This window comes from Tessaracoccus coleopterorum, assembly GCF_011174705.1.
Classification (GTDB): Bacteria; Actinomycetota; Actinomycetes; order Propionibacteriales; family Propionibacteriaceae; genus Arachnia; species Arachnia coleopterorum.
In genome coordinates this window covers 1,409,898-1,424,699 of sequence record NZ_JAANIJ010000001.1, presented here as the reverse complement: position 1 = coordinate 1,424,699, position 14,802 = coordinate 1,409,898, and the positions used below count along the sequence as shown (strand labels likewise).

The following is a 14,802-nucleotide window of genomic DNA, read 5'->3' as shown; positions in this document are numbered from 1 at the left end:
CTCGAACGGCGTCAGCGAGTCGGGCTCTGGATGCTGGTCACCAGGTCGATCTCGTTGCTGAGCAGGGCATTCGACTCGGCGGACGCGTCGGTGAAGTAGTGGAACGTGACGCGCCCGTTCTTCGCCTTCTCACCCCAGTAGGCGTCGTTGCGCACGATTGACAGCGTCGAGCCGCGCTTCCACTCATCGAATGTGTAGGGGCCGGTGCCGTCGGCCTGGGCCAGCGGGTCGGCCAGTTCGGGGTTGACGATCCAGACGTAGGCCATCAGATACGGGAACGAGATGGAGCGCTGGGACAGGGTGAACACGACCGTCTTGTCGTCGGGCGTGGCTACGTCGCTGACCACCTGATAGCTCGACTTGCGCGCCGCCTGTGAGCTCTCGGCGACGACCCGCTCGAAGCTGGCCTTGACGTCCGCCGACGTGAGCGCCCTGCCCGAATGGAAGGTGACGCCGTCGCGGAGCGTGAAGGTGTAGGTGAGGCCGTCGTCGCTGACGGCGTAGCCCTCGGCGAGCAGCGGTGAGACGGAGCCGTCGTCGCCCAGCTTCATCAGCGACTCGTACACGTTGCCGTTGAACGCCTCGGTGATGCCCTGACCGCCCGCGTCGACGTTGCTCAGGTTGCCGGGCTCGTAGAGCGACCCGATCTCGATCTCCGCGTCGGCCGAGGGGCTGCCCGATGATGTGGGGAGTTGGAGCCACCGCAGCCGGTGAGCAGCAGTCCTACTGCGACGACTGAGGCGATGGCGCGCGTGACGCGGCTGAGCGGGAGCATGTTTCGTTCCTTGTCTCGGGTCATGAGGGCATGGGGAGGCTGGTCTCTGTGCCCGGTGACAACCGGGCGCGGGGAGTTTCATTCCGGATCGGTCGGGTCGCCGTGAACCGCGGTGGACCTCAGCCGACCGATCGCATCGCGACCGGGGTGCCGAGCTCGATGGTGCGCGAGACGGTGCAGAGGCGGTCGTGCGCCGAAGCGATGGCGCGCTCGAGCATGGCTCGGGCCTTGTCCCCTCGGGGCCCTCGGGGAGGCGCACCATGAAGTCGACCTCGATGTTGTCGGCCCGGTTGCCGTCGGCGTCCTTGACCCGGTCGGCGTGCACGTCGACGTCGAACGAGCCGGGCTCCACCTTCCTGGTGGTGACCAGGTCGACGTCGATGGCCGAGCACGCGCCGATCGCGACCATCATCAACTCGACGGGAGTGAAGTCGTCGGACTCCCGGAGCCGACGTCGATGGTTCCACCTCGAGCATTGGTGGCGGTGTAGCCCAGCCGCCCCGTGCGGGCGATGCTGACGGTGGTGGGGCGACGGGTCTCTTCTGTCATGCGCGCAACTGTAGGCCGACGTACACCCGGCCGGGAGCGTTCGTCCACCGGGTCGCTGCCCGTGATACGGGGGCCGCCGCCAAATCGACGGCGGCTAGCATCGCCTGCATGGCCCAGTTCTCGATCACCCAGTCGACCGCACCCACGTCCGACGCGGCGCGCAAAGCGGCGCTCGCCGACCCGGGGTTCGGCCGCTACTACGTGGATCATCACGTCGTCATCGACTACATCGAGGGTGACGGCTGGCAGGACCCCCGCATCATCCCGATGAAGGAGTGGGCGCTCCACCCGGCCGCAGCGACCCTGCACTACGGGCAGGAGATCTTTGAGGGGATGAAGGCGTACCGCCGCGCCGACGACTCCATCTGGCTGTTCCGCCCGGACCGCAACGCCACCCGCTTCGTCCACTCCGCCGAGCGGATGGCGATGGCGCCGCTTCCCGAGGCCCTCTTCCTCGAAGCCGTCGAGCGCCTCGTCCAGCTGGAGAAGGCATGGGTGCCCGTCTCCGAGAACGAGCAGAGCCTCTACATCCGCCCTTCATGATCGCCTCCGAGCCCTACCTCGGCGTGCGGGAGGCCAACAACTACCGCTTCGCCGTCATCGCGACGCCCGCGGGCCCGTACTACTCCGAGCCGGTGAAGCTCTGGATCACGCCCAACTACACGCGTGCCGCCCGGGCGGCACCGGCACCGCCAAGTGCGGCGGCAACTACGCGGCCAGCCTCATCGCCACCAAGGAGGCCGCCGAGAACGGCTGCGGCCAGGTGCTGTGGACCGACGGTGCCGAGCACAAGTGGGTCGAGGAGTGCGGCACGATGAACATCATGTTCGTCACCGCCGACGGCGAACTCGTCACCCCGCGCTCGGCTCGATCCTGGCAGGCGTCACGCGCGAGTCGATCCTGAAACTCGCCCCCTGCATGACCTGCGCCCGTGGAGCGGGCCATCAGCATCGACGAGGTGCTCGACGGCGTTGCCTCCGGTGCCATCGCGGAGGTGTTCGCCTGCGGCACCGCCGCCGTCGTGACGCCGATCGTCGGGTTCAACTCGCCCGACCGCGGCGTGCAGCAGGTGGCCGACGGCCTCCCGGCGCGAGGACGAGCGAGATCCGTCAGCACCTGGTCGACATCCAGTACGGCCGGGTCGCGGACCCGTTCGGCTGGACCCGCAAGGTCGCCTGACCGCCCATCCCGCCGGTGGAAACCCCGAGCGGTCCGTGCGCCCGCGGCTCACCGCCGGGCTGACCGGGCCGAGTTCCTGCGTTGGTACTGGGTCAAGGACGAGCTGGTCGTCTTCGCCCGCGCCCTCGGGGTGCGCACCACCGGATCGAAGGACCTCCTGACCGGCCGCATCGCGGCCGCGCTTGACGGCGTCACCTTCGAGGAGCCCTCGTCGCGTCGCGTGACCGGCTCACAGCTCGCGGGGAGCTCAGGGCCTCGACTGTCATCCCGCCGGGGCAGCGGTGCAGCCAGTACCTACGGGCCTGGTTCGAGGCGCACCTGGGCACCGGTTTCTCTTTCGACGCGCCGATGCGGGCCTTCCTCGCCGAGGCAGACGGGGTCCGCACCCTCGGCGACGCCCTCGCGCACTACCGGGCCACGCGCGGCGAACGGGCCGGGATCGGATCCCAGTTCGAGTTCAACCGGTTCACCCGGGCATGGCATGCGAGTCATCCCGGGGAGGCCGCGACGAGTTGCTCGTGGCGTGGCGCGCCTACCGTGACAGCCCACGGACGCGCGCCCGGGTCTGACCGGCGGCGAATCGGGCGACGCATCAGCCCGGTGAGTGCCTAAGCTTGTCCCAGCCCACCGTGCGAGAGGACCACGCGATGACGCAACCCCGGCCGACCCGAACGCTCAGGCGCCGGGTCCGTACGGCCCCTACGGCACCCAGCCGCCTGCGGGCGGGGCGGGACGGGCGCATACCCGGGGCGGGGTGCGCATCCGCACCAGCCGGCGCAGGGCTACCCGGCGCCTCCCGGGCCGGCGTATCCGGGTCAGCAGTATCCGGGTCAGCAGTACCCGGGTCAGCAGTTCCAGCAGCGGCCGTCCGGGCAGTTCGGCTACGACCCGAGGGCAGGGCACGGGCCCCGTCCTCCGGCGCGTTCCGGCCGGGCGGGAAGGTGCTGAGGATTGTCGGGGCCGTGTGTCTCGCGGTGGGTGCCGCGCTGGTGGGGCATTCGCCTTCCAGATGACGTCAGTGCTCCCCCGGCGGAGGCCCTGACCTCCATCACCGGACGCACGCCGGTGACCGTGGAGGACAACGTGATGCAGGTGATCTACGCCACCGATCCCGACACCACCTGCTCGGTGCTCGCCCCGGGTGAGAATGCGCCCGACCTCGCGCTCGACTCCAGCATGAGCTTCACCCGCGACGACATCGCGTACTCGGCGATCGGGCGGATCGGCGGGCCGGATCAGGACAACGGCACCTACACGGTGGAGTGCGACGGCGCGGGCGTCGTCGTCGGGCCGCCTCTCAGCATGGGCGCGATCACGCTGGGAGTCGTGTTCGCCGTTGCCGGTTTCGGTCTGCTCATCGTCGCCCTCTTCCTGCTGATCGCGGGCTTCGTGCTTCGCGCGTCGGCGCGGAGGAGTGGCTGACGCCGTGGGCCGATGCGCCACGGAATAGTTGAACACTCAATCATGTTGTAGCCTGGTGTAAGCACAAGGAGGCAGACATGCAGTTCGGCATCTTCACCGTTGGAGACGTCACCACCGACCCCACGACCGGCCGCACGCCCTCGGAGCACGAGCGCATCAAGGCGACGGTCGCGATCGCACTGAAGGCCGAGGAGGTGGGGCTCGACGTCGTCGCCGTCGGACAGCACCACAACCCGCCGTTCGTGGCCTCGTCGCCGACGACCACCATGGCCTTCATCGGTGCGCAGACGAAGAACATCATCCTGTCGACCGCCACCACGCTGATCACCACCACCGATCCGGTGCGGATCGCGGAGGACTACGCCACCTTCCAGCACCTTCTCGACGGCCGGATGGACCTCACCCTCGGGCGCGGCAACACGGGCCCGGTCTACCCCTGGTTCGGCAAGGACATCCGCGACGGCATCGCGCTCGCCATCGAGAACTATGCCCTTCTCCACGATCTCTGGCGCGAGGGCGTCGTCAACTGGGAGGGCCGGTTCCGCACGCCGCTGCACGGCTTCACCTCGACCCCAGGCCTCTCGACGGCGTGGCGCCGTTCGTCTGGCACGGGTCGATCCGTTCGCCCGAGATCGCGGAGCAGGCCGCCTACTACGGCGACGGTTTCTTCCACAACAACATCTTCTGGCCCTCGGACCACACCCGTCGGATGGTGGAGCTGTACCGCCGGCGCTTCGAGCACTACGGGCACGGGCGCGCCGACCAGGCGATCGTCGGCCTCGGCGGCCAGGTGTTCATGCGGAAGAACTCGCAGGAGGCCGTCCGGGAGTTCCGGCCCTACTTCGACAAGGCCCCGGTCTACGGTGGCGGGCCGTCGCTGGAGGACTTCACCCGGGAGACCCCGCTGACCGTCGGCTCGCCGCAGCAGGTGATCGAGCGCGTGCTCGGGTTCCGCGACTACGCTGGCGACTACCAGCGCCAGCTCTTCCTGATGGACCACGCGGGCCTTCCCCTGAAGACCGTCCTCGAGCAGCTCGACCTGCTCGGCGAGGAGGTCGTTCCCGTGCTCCGCAGGGAGTTCGCCGCGCTCCGCGGACCCGGCGTGCCCGAGGGCCGACGCATGCTCACAGGGTCGCCGCCAACGGTGGTCCCGCCGTCGAGACCGCGGGGAGCCGCAGACCGACCTCTGGACCGGCACCCGCGCCGAGGACGACAACAGGCTCTGACCTGCCGCGCCCATTTTCACCGATCAAGTAGAAGAGGAACAGGAACCACCATGTCCCGCATCGTCGTCATCTCCGGGGGCCTCGGGTCGCCGTCCAGCACCCGCGTGCTCGGCGACGACATCCTTGCCCGCCTCCGCGACGCGCTAGCGCTGGGGAACGACACCCTCGAGGAGACGGTGGTGGAGCTGCGCGAGTTCGCGCACCCCATCACCGACGCCATGCTCACCGGCTTTCCGATGGGCGAGCTGGCCCGGGTCGTCGAACAGGTGCGCGACGCCGACGCGCTGGTGGTGGTGAGCCCCACCTTCTCCGCCTCCATCAGCGGGCTCGTCAAGAGTTTCTTCGACATCCTCGAGCCCGGCACCCTCACGGGTAAGCCGGTGCTGCTCGCCGCGACAGGCGGCACGGAGCGCCACTCGCTCATGATCGAGTTCGCCATGCGGCCGCTGTTCAGCTACCTCGGGCCCTCCCGGTGCGCACCGGCGTGTTCGCGGCCACCTCTGACTTCGGCGGGCAGGGTGCCGCGTCGCTGACGGGGCGCGTCGCCCAGGCCGCCGACGAGCTGGCCGACGCCGTCGCGGGTCTGGCGCGCCCAGTGGCGGCCGACGGGTTCGTCGAGTTCGCCACCCTGCTGGGCCGGTGAGCGCACCTATGCTGGACGCCGTGCCAACCGATCGCCGCCTGCTGCTCGTCCACGCCCATCCAGATGACGAGTCGAGCCAGAGCGCGGCCACCATGGCGCGCTACCTCGCCGAGGGCGCCCAGGTGACGCTTGTCACCTGCACCCTCGGCGAGCTCGGCGAGATCCTCGTGCCCGAGTGGGCCCACTACACCCCTGCCGAGCTCGGACGCCACCGCGTCGGCGAGATCGGGAGGCCCTGGGCGTCATCGGCGTCACCGACCACGTCTTCCTGGGCGGGGAGGGCGCTACCACGACTCCGGGATGGTGTACGACGACCGTGGCCGTGTCGTGGTCCCGGAGAGCGTGCCGGACAACGCCTTCTGGCGCGCCGACCTGCTCGAGGCCGCCGACCTCCTCGTCGCGGTCATCCGTGACCGCAGGCCCCAGGTGGTCGTCACCTACGACCCCCACGGGAACTACGGCCACCCCGACCACATCCAGGCGCACCGCGTCACGATGTACGCGATGCTGCTGGCCGCGTCGCCGTCCCACCGACCCGACCTCGGCGCCCCTGGCAGATCGAGCGGGTGCTCTGGAACTCGCACAACACCGAGAAGTGGGTGGAGGCCTACGAGATCGCCAAGGAGCGTGGTCTCGAACCGTGGCCCGACCAGGAGCGCGACGCCGACTCGTTCGGCCCGGACCCGGGCAAGGTCGTGGCCGTCATCGAGACGCAGCCGTGGCTCGACGTGTGTCGCGCGGCACTGGACGTCTACCGCAGCCAGGTCGACCCGAACCAGCCGTTCTGGCAGTTCTTCCGGATCGTCCAGGAACTGCCCGGGGCCGGCGAGGCGTACCTCCTCGGCCACGGCCGTCCTTTCCCCCGGGCGACGGGCCCGCCACCGACCTGTTCGCGGGCCTCGACCGGTCAGAGGCCTGAGTCGGCGCACGCATAGACTGAACAGCATGTTCCCCGCCTTGCCGCAGCCGCCCTTTCCGTCGTCGCGCTCGTCGCGCTCGCCGGATGCTCTGATGACTCCACGCCGACCCCGGGGCCAACGACCGCCCAGGCCGGCGCCCCACCGAGGGCCAGACCCCTGGCGGTGGCGAGACGGGTGAGTCGTTCGACGGCGAGGTCTCGACCGAGTCGATCAAGGTCGGTCCGCAGGACGTCATCGTGCCCACGGGTATCAAACTGCCCGAGTCCAGCATCGTCACCGACTCGCAGGAACTCCTCGTCATGATGATCGACGAGGACCCCGCCGCGGTCATCGACGCCGTCACGCAGAGCGCGTTGGCCTCCGGATACGAGCTGTACGCCCAGCCCGACGACGCGGCCACCGTGTGGGTCGGCCACGGCAACGCGGTGCGCCTGTTCGCCGTCCCGGGCGCCCAGATGCTCGTCTGGGGACCCGAGTCGATGAAGGACGCCCTCGCGACGCCAGGGGCCTGACCCGACGGCTCGAGGCGTTCCCGGCCCGGAACTGAAACCTGACTGACACAGGCGCAGTCCTAGACTCGGCCCATGGTCATCGCACTTGATGAGGCTTCCTGGGGACCGCGGCCTGGCCGCTGGGCGCGCACCCGTCGGCCGAGGGCATCACATTTTCCGTCTACGCGCCGGGCGCGACCCGCGTGCAGCTGGAGATCTTCGCGAAGGCGCTCGCCGAACGCGCAACCGACACCTTCCTGCTCGCGAAGGGCGCCGACGGCGTCTGGCGCGGCAACCTGCAGGGCCTCCAGCTCAACGCGCTCTACGGTTTCCGCGTCTGGGGCCGCAACTGGCCCTGGTCCCGGACTGGCGCCCCGGCTCCGAGGCGGGCTTCATCGCCGACCTGGACGAGGACGGCAACCGGTTCAACCCCAACAAGGTGCTATTCGACCCGTACGCCCGGGAGATCACCCACAACGTCTACACCGACAAGCTGGCCCGCGTCGGCATCAACGACGGGGTGTTCGGCACCGGCGGCGACCTCGTCAACGGCATCGCCCGCCGCCTGATCGACACCGCAGGCTGGGCGCCGAAGGGGGTCGTCATCGCAGACCACACGCCCGTCACGGCCAAGCCCGGATCCCGGGGAGCGTGCCGCCATCTACGAGGCGTCCATCGAGCAGGCGACCGCGCACCCGTCGGCGGCGCGCCTCGGTGACCTGCTGGCGGGGAGCCGGGCTTCGGGGCCGTGGTCGACATCCCGAGGAGTACCACGGCACCTACAAGGGTGCGGGCATGCTCGCCCCTATCTCAAGGCGCTCGGTATCACCACCATCGAGTTGCTGCCGGTGCACGAGACCAACGCATCCGAGTCGGGCCGCGACACGAAGACGAACGCATGGGGCTACATGACGCTCGGCTTCTTCGCGCCCAACCGCCGCTACGCCCACGACCGCAGTTGGGGCGGCCCCACCCGCGAGTTCAAGGAGATGGTCTCGGCCTTCCACGACGTGGGGCTCGAGGTGTACCTCGACGTCGTGTACAACCACACCGCGGAGGGCGGCAACTGGGGCGGCGACGTCAACACCGTCGGGTTCACCTCGCTCGGCGGGTTCGCCGGTGCCGAGTACTACCAGATGACCGATGCGAAACTGCTGGTCGACGGCGCCACCGGCACCGGGAACCAGGTGAACTACTCATCGGAGGCGGCACGGCAGTTGGTGCTCGACTCGCTGGCGTACTGGACCGACTGGATGCAGGTCGACGGCTTCCGGTTCGACCTCGCCACCGTGCTCGGCAGGCTCCCCGATGAGGCCGCCCGGAGGACTGGGGCAGGCAGAGGCGGTTCTTCGGGGATCACCCGTTGCTGCTCGCGATCCGCGACTTCGCCGCGGAACAGGACATCGAGGTCATCGCCGAGGCGTGGGACCTGTGGGGATACGAGGTCGGCAACTTCCCAAAGGGGTGGGGTGAGTGGAACGGCCGCTACCGCGATGCCATCCGCCGGTTCACCAAGGGCGACGGCAACGCGCCCGGTTTCATCGACATGGTCAACGGCGACTACCACCACTTCCACGATTCGGGAGGTGCCCAGAAGACCATCAATTTCATCGACGCGCACGACGGCTTCAACATGGCTGACCTGGTCAGCTATCAGAAGAAGAACAATGGCGACCCGTTCCCGTTCGGCCCATCCGACGGCGGATCCGACGACAACCTGTCATGGGACTCGGGCGGTTCGCAGGCGTTGCGCCGCCAACGCGCCCGGAACCTCTGGGCCATCCTGTTCTTCTCCCGCGGCGTGCCCATGGTGGTGGCGGGCGACGAGTTCGGCCGGACCCAGAACGGCAACAACAACCCGTGGGAGCTCCATTCGCCCGCGATGTGCAACAACTACGCCATGATCCCACGAACGCCCCTCAACGGGTGCCGGTCGAGGCGGGGTCGACGCCACCTACCACGACAACTTCGGCGAGTTCGCAACCCCGGCCGGTGTCAACGGCCTCTTCCGGTTCGCCACCTTCGTGGCCAACCTCCGGCAGCGGCATGAGGCGCTGCAGCAGAACCACTGGGGCGATCTGATCGCCGACGATGAGGACGTGTCGTTCCTGTTCCGCACCCCACGGGGGTGGGAAGCCCGGCCGAGGGGACCGCGCCGTGGCCGTCTACGTCAACTCGCCCGGTGACAACTTCTACGTGATGGTCAACATGGCGGATGTTCCCGTCGAGTTCACGGCCCCGGGATCGGGCTGGGGGAGTCGTGGCGCCTGCTGATCAACACCGATGTCAGCGAGGAGGCGCACGCCAACTTCTGGCCCGAGGGTGAGGGGCCGGAGGCCGGCGGCACCCAGGTCGCTCCCGCATGGTCGGTGGTCGTCTGGCAGGAGCGGTCCGGGCAGTGATGTGTCCAGGCCGGGGTGGAGGCCCGCCCGTCGGTAAGAATGGGCACATGCCTACCGCCGCCGTGGTGTTCAACCCCACCAAGCTGACACGCCCCGAACTGGCGGAGATCCTGGACCCGCTGCTGGCCCGGGCGGGCTTCGGCGAGGCGCTGTGGCTTGAGACCACCGCCGACTCCCGGGCACCCGGCAGACCCGGGAGGCGGTGGCGCAGGGCTGCGACCTCATCTTCGCCGTCGGCGGCGACGGCACCGTGCGCTCGGTGGCCGAGGGTCTCGAGGGGAGCGGGGTGCCGCTGGCACTGGTGCCGCGGGGCACCGGGAACCTGCTCGCCCATGAACTCGGCCTCCCGATCGGTGATCCTGCCGCCTCCTTCGCGGCGGGACTGGGCGGGCAGTCCCGCGCGATCGACCTCGGCATCGCCACCTGGACCCGCACCGACGGGTCGACGGAGCGTCGCGCGTTCACGGTGATGGCCGGTATGGGCCTCGACGCACGGATCATGTCGTCGACCGACGAGGAGTTGAAGAAGAAGGTGGGTGTGCTCGCCTACGTGAAGGCGGGGCTCACGGCCCTGTTCGAGGGCCGGAGGATGACGCTTCAGTACCGGGTCGACGGTGGGGCCCCGAAGGTGGCGAAGGTGCACACGGTGCTGGTCGGCAATGTCGGCACCATCGCGCGGGGCGTCACCCTGATGCCGGACGCCTCGCTGACCGACGGCGCCCTCGACGTGGTGGCGGTGCGGCCGACGGGTCCGTTCGGATGGTTGCTGGTGGCCTGGCGGGTGCTCGTCGACAACGCGTTCCTGCGGCGGCTCAAGCCGGCCCGCCTGCGCGAGCGCGACGACAACGCCCGTGAGCTGCGCTACCTGCAGTGCTCCCACATCGATGTGGTGCTCCGGGACCCGGAGGACATCGAGTTGGACGGCGACATCTTCGGGGAGATCCGGGCGGTGAGCGTTGAAGTCGTCCCGGGCGCCCTCACGATCATGGTCCCATCCCACTGACCCACCGACGTGAGGCACGTGCCTTGAGTCGACCAGGCTCAACTTCGAACTTGAGTCTGGTTGGCTCATGTGATTAACTTGAGTCAACCCCGCTCAAGGGATCAACCCGAAATCTCGCACAGATACACGACTCCAGGAGGAATCCACATGGCACGTGCAGTAGGTATCGACCTCGGCACCACCAACTCGGTCGTCGCCGTCCTCGAGGGCGGCGAGCCCACCGTCATCCCCAACGCTGAAGGCGCCCGCACCACCCCGTCGGTCGTGGCTTTCACGCCTTCCGGCGAGGTCCTCGTCGGCGAGGTCGCCAAGCGTCAGGCCGTCACCAACGTCGACCGCACCATCCGCTCCGTGAAGCGTCACATGGGCACCGACTGGAAGGTCGAGATCGACGGCAAGGACTACCGTCCCCAGCAGATCTCCGCCTTCGTGCTCCAGAAGCTGAAGCGCGACGCCGAGGCCTACCTCGGCGAGTCGGTCACCAACGCGGTGATCACCGTCCCGCCTACTTCAGCGACGCCGAGCGCCAGGCCACCAAGGAGGCCGGCGAGATCGCGGGCCTCTCGGTCGACCGCATCATCAACGAGCCCACCGCGGCCGCACTCGCCTACGGCCTCGACAAGGCCGACAAGGAGCAGACGGTCCTCGTCTTCGACCTCGGCGGCGGCACGTTCGACGTCTCGCTGCTGGACATCGCCGACGGCGTCTTCGAGGTCCGCGCGACCAAGGGCGACAACCGCCTCGGCGGCGACGACTGGGACTCCCTCGTCGTCGACTGGCTGGTCACGCAGTTCAAGAACAAGTTCGGCATCGACCTGTCCAAGGACAAGATGGCCCGTCAGCGCCTCCAGGAGGCCGCCGAGCGCGCCAAGATCGAGCTGAGCTCGGCCTCCGAGACCTCGATCAACCTGCCCTACATCACGGCCTCGGCCGAGGGCCCGCTGCACCTGGACGAGAAGCTGACCCGTTCCGAGTTCCAGCGCATGACCCAGCCGCTGCTCGACCGCTGCCGCGCCCCGTTCAACGCGGTCATCGCCGACGCCAAGACCTCGGTCGACAAGATCGACACCGTCCTGCTCGTCGGCGGCTCGACCCGCATGCCCGCGGTCGTCGAGCTCGTCAAGGAGATGACCGGCGGCAAGGAGCCCAGCAAGGGCGTCAACCCGGACGAGGTCGTCGCTCTCGGCGCCTCGCTGCAGGCCGGCGTGCTCAAGGGCGAGGTCAAGGACGTGCTGCTCCTCGACGTCACCCCGCTCAGCCTCGGCATCGAGACCAAGGGCGGCGTGATGACCAAGATCATCGAGCGCAACACCACGATCCCGACCAAGCGATCCGAGGTGTTCACCACCGCCGAGGACAACCAGCCCTCCGTGATGATCCAGGTCTACCAGGGCGAGCGCGAGTTCGCCCGCGACAACAAGTCGCTCGGCAACTTCGAGCTGACCGGCATCCTGCCGCCCCGCGCTCCGTGCCGCAGATCGAGGTCACGTTCGACATCGACGCCAACGGCATCGTGCACGTCGCGGCCAAGGACCTCGCCACCGGCAAGGAGCAGTCGATGACCGTCACCGGCGGCTCGGCCCTCGGCAAGGACGACATCGACCGGATGGTCAAGGATGCCGAGTCGCACGCCGATGAGGACCGCAAGCGCCGCGAGGCCGTCGACATGCGCAACGAGGGCGACGCCCTGGTGTTCCGCACCGAGAAGCTGCTCGCCGAGCACGCCGAAACCATCGGTGAGGACGTCAAGGCACCCGTCGTCGAGGCGACCGAGGCCCTCAAGGAGGCCCTGAAGGGTGAGGACAACGACGTGGTCAAGGCCGCGATCGACGACCTCAACACCAAGGCCGCCTCCATGGGCCAGGCCATCTACGCCGCGGCCCAGGCCAAGGCGCAGGAGTCGGCCCCGCCGACGGCGAGTCTGCAGATTCGCCCGCGGGCGAGGACGACGTCGTCGATGCCGAGATCATCGACGAGGAGAAGGAAGACAAGTGACCGATTCGCATCAGGATGCGGACCGCGTGACCACGGGTGAGGGCGCCGAATCGGCGCCCTCGCCCGAGGGCTTTGCCCCGGAGGTCGCGGAAGGCAGCGAGCAGAAGCTGACGGAGCTCGAGACCCTCGTGGCCGAGCGCACCGCCGATCTGCAGCGGCTGCAGGCCGAGTACGTCAACTACAAGAAGCGGGTCGACCGCGACCGCGACCTGTCGCGCCAGGCGGGCATCGAGGCGGTGCTGACCGACTTCATGCCGGTGCTCGACTCCATCTCGCTCGCCAGGCAGCACGGCGACGTCGAGGGCGGCTTCAAGCTCGTCACCGATGAACTCGAGAAGGTCACCGCCAAGCACGGTCTCGTCGCCTTCGGCGAGGTCGGCGACGCGTTCGACCCGATGCTGCACGAGGCGCTGATGGCCGTCCCGCTCGACCAGCCGGTCGAGGTTGTCACGGTGTCCCAGGTCATGCAGCAGGGCTACCAGCTCAAGGGCAGGGTCATCCGGCCCGCCCGCGTCGCGGTGGCGAACCCCTGATCGGCGATCCCCAGAAAGGAGATGAGCGGGAGTGAGTACGAAGGACTGGCTCGAAAAGGACTACTACAAGATTCTCGGCGTCTCCAAGAGCGCGTCCGCGGACGAGATCAAGAAGGCGTTCCGCAAGATCGCGCGGGAGAACCATCCGGATCAGAACCCCGGTGACAAGGCGGCCGAGGCGCGCTTCAAGGAGGCGTCCGAGGCCAGCGCGGTGTTGAGCGACAAGGACAAGCGCAAGGAGTACGACGACGCGCGGAGCCTGTTCGGTGGCGGTTTCAAGTTCAACCGTCCCGGCCAGCAGGGCGGGCCGGGCGGGGCGACGAACCTCGACGACCTGTTCCGCAACGCGGCGTCCAACTCGGGCGGCCTCGGCGACATCTTCGGTGGGCTCTTCAACGGCAGCGGCACCACCCGGCGGGCGACCCAGCGGGGTCCCCGCAGGGGTGCCGACGTCGAGGGCGAGGCCACCATCTCGTTCGAGCAGGCGGCCGAGGGCGCGACCATTTCGCTGCGCACCATCTCGGACGAGCCGTGTGGCTCGTGCCGCGGAACCGGGGCGAAGGCGGGCACGCTCCCGCGCGTCTGCCCTCCTGCGAGGGGTCCGGCATGCAGTCGTCCCACAGCGGCGGCGTGTTCCAGATGAGTGAGCCGTGTGTCGAGTGCCTCGGCCGCGGCCTGCTCGTCGACGACCCGTGTCCCACCTGTGAGGGTTCGGGCCGTGGGAGGTCCAGCAAGACGATGCAGGTCCGCATCCCGGCCGGGGTGCAGGACGGGCAGCGCATCCGCCTCAAGGGCAAGGGTGCTGCCGGTGAGAACGGCGGCGCGACGGGGGACCTGTACGTGACGGTCAAGGTCACCCCGCACAAGCTGTTCGGCCGCAACGGGAACAACCTCACCCTCGAGGTCCCGGTGACGTTCGCGGAGGCATCGCTCGGCGCGGAGATCGAGATCCCCACGCTCGACGGCCGCCGCGTGAAGCTCCGGGTGCCGATGTCCACCCCAACGGGCGGACCATGCGGGTGCGCGGCAAGGGCGTCAGGAAGGCCGACGGCTCGATGGGCGACCTGCTGGTCACCCTCATGGTCGAGGTCCCGGACGACCTGTCGCCCGAGGCGAAGGCCGCCCTGCAGGAGTACGCGGAGAAGGCCCACCAGGCCAACCCGCGTGAAGCGCTGTTCGGCGCGTGAGGCAGATGAGCCAGCACCTGCAACCATTCGACCCGGAGGCCGCAGTGTTTCCGGTGTCGGTGGCCGCCTCGCTGGCCGACATGCACGCCCAGACCCTCCGCGGCTACGACCGGCTCGGGCTGGTGGTACCGCAGAGGGCCAGGGGCCGGGGTCGCCGCTACTCGCTGCGTGACGTCGCGAAGCTGCGTCACGTCCAGAACCTGTCGCAGCAGGGGATCAACCTCGAGGGGATCCGGCGGATCCTCGCACTCGAGGAGGAGGTCGACTCCATGCGCGCCCAGGTGGAGCGGATGGCCGACATGGTGCGGCGGCTGCAGACCGAGGAGGCGTCGGCGCGCGTGTTCACCGCCGAGGCGTCAGGCGCCGTCTACACCGGACGGTTCCGGCCGCCCACCCGCGGGCGTTGCCTCCGGCCATCGAACGGCAGTGAAACCTGTGGCAACGGCCCGGGACCTGGCTCAGGTCCCGGGCCGCCGC

At 69.1% G+C, this 14,802-nt stretch carries 18 protein-coding genes and 6 pseudogenes; 21 read left to right on the top strand and 3 right to left on the bottom strand.

The window, feature by feature from the left end; all coding sequences use genetic code 11:
* Positions 1–11: 11 nt before the first annotated feature.
* Positions 12–1,187, bottom strand: a complete 1,176-nt coding sequence (locus G7085_RS09140; RefSeq protein ID WP_231979360.1) for an ABC transporter substrate-binding protein — start codon at positions 1,185–1,187, stop codon at positions 12–14.
* On the bottom strand, positions 1,187–1,324 hold the full coding sequence (locus tag G7085_RS25180) for a hypothetical protein (RefSeq protein WP_231979359.1): 138 nt from the start codon (positions 1,322–1,324) through the stop codon (positions 1,187–1,189). The genes G7085_RS09140 and G7085_RS25180 overlap by 1 nt, the downstream gene beginning before the upstream one ends.
* 108 nt (positions 1,325–1,432) lie before the next feature.
* On the opposite strand from G7085_RS25180, the gene G7085_RS32415 reads away from it, so the two are divergent.
* The 5 genes and pseudogenes from G7085_RS32415 (at position 1,433) to G7085_RS34630 (ending at position 3,115) form a co-directional block, all read left to right on the top strand.
* Positions 1,433–1,867 (top strand): branched-chain amino acid aminotransferase family protein, encoded by a 435-nt coding sequence (locus tag G7085_RS32415; protein ID WP_331715573.1) that lies wholly within the window; start codon positions 1,433–1,435, stop codon positions 1,865–1,867.
* A complete protein-coding gene (locus G7085_RS32410; RefSeq protein ID WP_331715572.1) occupies positions 1,864–2,142 on the top strand; it encodes a hypothetical protein in 279 nt (92 codons plus the stop codon). The genes G7085_RS32415 and G7085_RS32410 overlap by 4 nt, the downstream gene beginning before the upstream one ends.
* Entirely contained in the window at positions 2,088–2,228 is a 141-nt protein-coding gene (locus G7085_RS32405; RefSeq protein ID WP_331715571.1) for a hypothetical protein, read from the top strand. The genes G7085_RS32410 and G7085_RS32405 overlap by 55 nt, the downstream gene beginning before the upstream one ends.
* A gap of 27 nt (positions 2,229–2,255) precedes the next feature.
* Positions 2,256–2,708 (top strand): annotated as a pseudogene (locus G7085_RS34635) (hypothetical protein); the annotation flags it as partial.
* A 59-nt stretch (positions 2,709–2,767) separates the two neighbouring features.
* Positions 2,768–3,115, top strand: a complete 348-nt coding sequence (locus tag G7085_RS34630; protein ID WP_408647198.1) for a hypothetical protein — start codon at positions 2,768–2,770, stop codon at positions 3,113–3,115.
* A gap of 87 nt (positions 3,116–3,202) precedes the next feature.
* Here G7085_RS34630 and G7085_RS09125 read toward each other — a convergent pair whose 3' ends face one another.
* Positions 3,203–3,406, bottom strand: a complete 204-nt coding sequence (locus G7085_RS09125) for a hypothetical protein (RefSeq protein WP_197510722.1) — start codon at positions 3,404–3,406, stop codon at positions 3,203–3,205.
* Positions 3,407–3,574: 168 nt separating this feature from the next.
* Between G7085_RS09125 and G7085_RS09120 the strand changes: the two genes are divergently transcribed.
* The 16 genes and pseudogenes from G7085_RS09120 to G7085_RS09055 all read left to right on the top strand — a co-directional run.
* Positions 3,575–3,925, top strand: a complete 351-nt coding sequence (locus G7085_RS09120) for a hypothetical protein (protein WP_197510721.1) — start codon at positions 3,575–3,577, stop codon at positions 3,923–3,925.
* Between the two features lie 77 nt (positions 3,926–4,002).
* Positions 4,003–4,823: pseudogene (locus G7085_RS34625) on the top strand (CE1758 family FMN-dependent luciferase-like monooxygenase); the annotation flags it as partial.
* A gap of 93 nt (positions 4,824–4,916) precedes the next feature.
* A complete protein-coding gene (locus G7085_RS36255; protein ID WP_456300411.1) occupies positions 4,917–5,684 on the top strand; it encodes an NAD(P)H-dependent oxidoreductase in 768 nt (255 codons plus the stop codon).
* Positions 5,636–5,794: a hypothetical protein gene (locus G7085_RS09105; RefSeq protein ID WP_197510719.1), complete on the top strand. Its 159-nt coding sequence runs from the start codon at positions 5,636–5,638 to the stop codon at positions 5,792–5,794. Before G7085_RS36255 ends, G7085_RS09105 begins: the two co-directional genes overlap by 49 nt.
* A gap of 20 nt (positions 5,795–5,814) precedes the next feature.
* Positions 5,815–6,207, top strand: a complete 393-nt coding sequence (locus G7085_RS30010; protein ID WP_331715569.1) for a PIG-L family deacetylase — start codon at positions 5,815–5,817, stop codon at positions 6,205–6,207.
* Positions 6,095–6,892, top strand: coding sequence for a PIG-L family deacetylase (locus tag G7085_RS09100; RefSeq protein ID WP_269451821.1), 798 nt, complete (start codon positions 6,095–6,097; stop codon positions 6,890–6,892). The genes G7085_RS30010 and G7085_RS09100 overlap by 113 nt, the downstream gene beginning before the upstream one ends.
* Before the next feature lie 58 nt (positions 6,893–6,950).
* On the top strand, positions 6,951–7,226 hold the full coding sequence (locus G7085_RS09095) for a hypothetical protein (RefSeq protein ID WP_197510718.1): 276 nt from the start codon (positions 6,951–6,953) through the stop codon (positions 7,224–7,226).
* A 98-nt stretch (positions 7,227–7,324) separates the two neighbouring features.
* Positions 7,325–7,774: a hypothetical protein gene (locus G7085_RS09090; RefSeq protein WP_197512824.1), complete on the top strand. Its 450-nt coding sequence runs from the start codon at positions 7,325–7,327 to the stop codon at positions 7,772–7,774.
* A complete protein-coding gene (locus G7085_RS09085; RefSeq protein WP_197510717.1) occupies positions 7,726–7,923 on the top strand; it encodes a hypothetical protein in 198 nt (65 codons plus the stop codon). Before G7085_RS09090 ends, G7085_RS09085 begins: the two co-directional genes overlap by 49 nt.
* Positions 7,865–9,109, top strand: coding sequence for an alpha-amylase family glycosyl hydrolase (locus tag G7085_RS09080; protein WP_197512822.1), 1,245 nt, complete (start codon positions 7,865–7,867; stop codon positions 9,107–9,109). The genes G7085_RS09085 and G7085_RS09080 overlap by 59 nt, the downstream gene beginning before the upstream one ends.
* A gap of 694 nt (positions 9,110–9,803) precedes the next feature.
* Positions 9,804–10,010, top strand: a pseudogene (locus tag G7085_RS30005) (diacylglycerol/lipid kinase family protein); the annotation flags it as partial.
* A 66-nt stretch (positions 10,011–10,076) separates the two neighbouring features.
* Positions 10,077–10,610, top strand: coding sequence for a diacylglycerol/lipid kinase family protein (locus G7085_RS25165; protein ID WP_331715959.1), 534 nt, complete (start codon positions 10,077–10,079; stop codon positions 10,608–10,610).
* A 147-nt stretch (positions 10,611–10,757) separates the two neighbouring features.
* A pseudogene (gene dnaK / locus G7085_RS09070) lies at positions 10,758–12,605 on the top strand (molecular chaperone DnaK).
* Complete coding sequence (locus G7085_RS09065; protein WP_197510715.1) at positions 12,602–13,138, top strand: nucleotide exchange factor GrpE; 537 nt, start codon at positions 12,602–12,604, stop codon at positions 13,136–13,138. The pseudogene dnaK and the gene G7085_RS09065 overlap by 4 nt, the downstream one beginning before the upstream one ends.
* Positions 13,139–13,169: 31 nt before the next feature.
* Positions 13,170–14,325 (top strand): annotated as a pseudogene (gene dnaJ / locus G7085_RS09060) (molecular chaperone DnaJ).
* A gap of 5 nt (positions 14,326–14,330) precedes the next feature.
* A pseudogene (locus G7085_RS09055) lies at positions 14,331–14,705 on the top strand (heat shock protein transcriptional repressor HspR); the annotation flags it as partial.
* Positions 14,706–14,802 lie beyond the last annotated feature (97 nt).

What these genes read in the sequence shown, in the direction of transcription:
- G7085_RS09140 (WP_231979360.1), bottom strand. Translation starts at nt 1,187, where the DNA reads ATGATGGTCGCGATCGGCGCGTGCTCGGCCATCGACGTCGACCTGGTC.
- G7085_RS25180 (WP_231979359.1), bottom strand. Translation starts at nt 1,324, where the DNA reads ATGACAGAAGAGACCCGTCGCCCCACCACCGTCAGCATCGCCCGCACG.
- G7085_RS32415 (WP_331715573.1), top strand. Translation starts at nt 1,433, where the DNA reads ATGGCCCAGTTCTCGATCACCCAGTCGACCGCACCCACGTCCGACGCG.
- G7085_RS32410 (WP_331715572.1), top strand. Translation starts at nt 1,864, where the DNA reads ATGATCGCCTCCGAGCCCTACCTCGGCGTGCGGGAGGCCAACAACTAC.
- G7085_RS36255 (WP_456300411.1), top strand. Translation starts at nt 4,917, where the DNA reads ATGGACCACGCGGGCCTTCCCCTGAAGACCGTCCTCGAGCAGCTCGAC.
- G7085_RS09100 (WP_269451821.1), top strand. Translation starts at nt 6,095, where the DNA reads ATGGTGTACGACGACCGTGGCCGTGTCGTGGTCCCGGAGAGCGTGCCG.
- G7085_RS25165 (WP_331715959.1), top strand. Translation starts at nt 10,077, where the DNA reads ATGGCCGGTATGGGCCTCGACGCACGGATCATGTCGTCGACCGACGAG.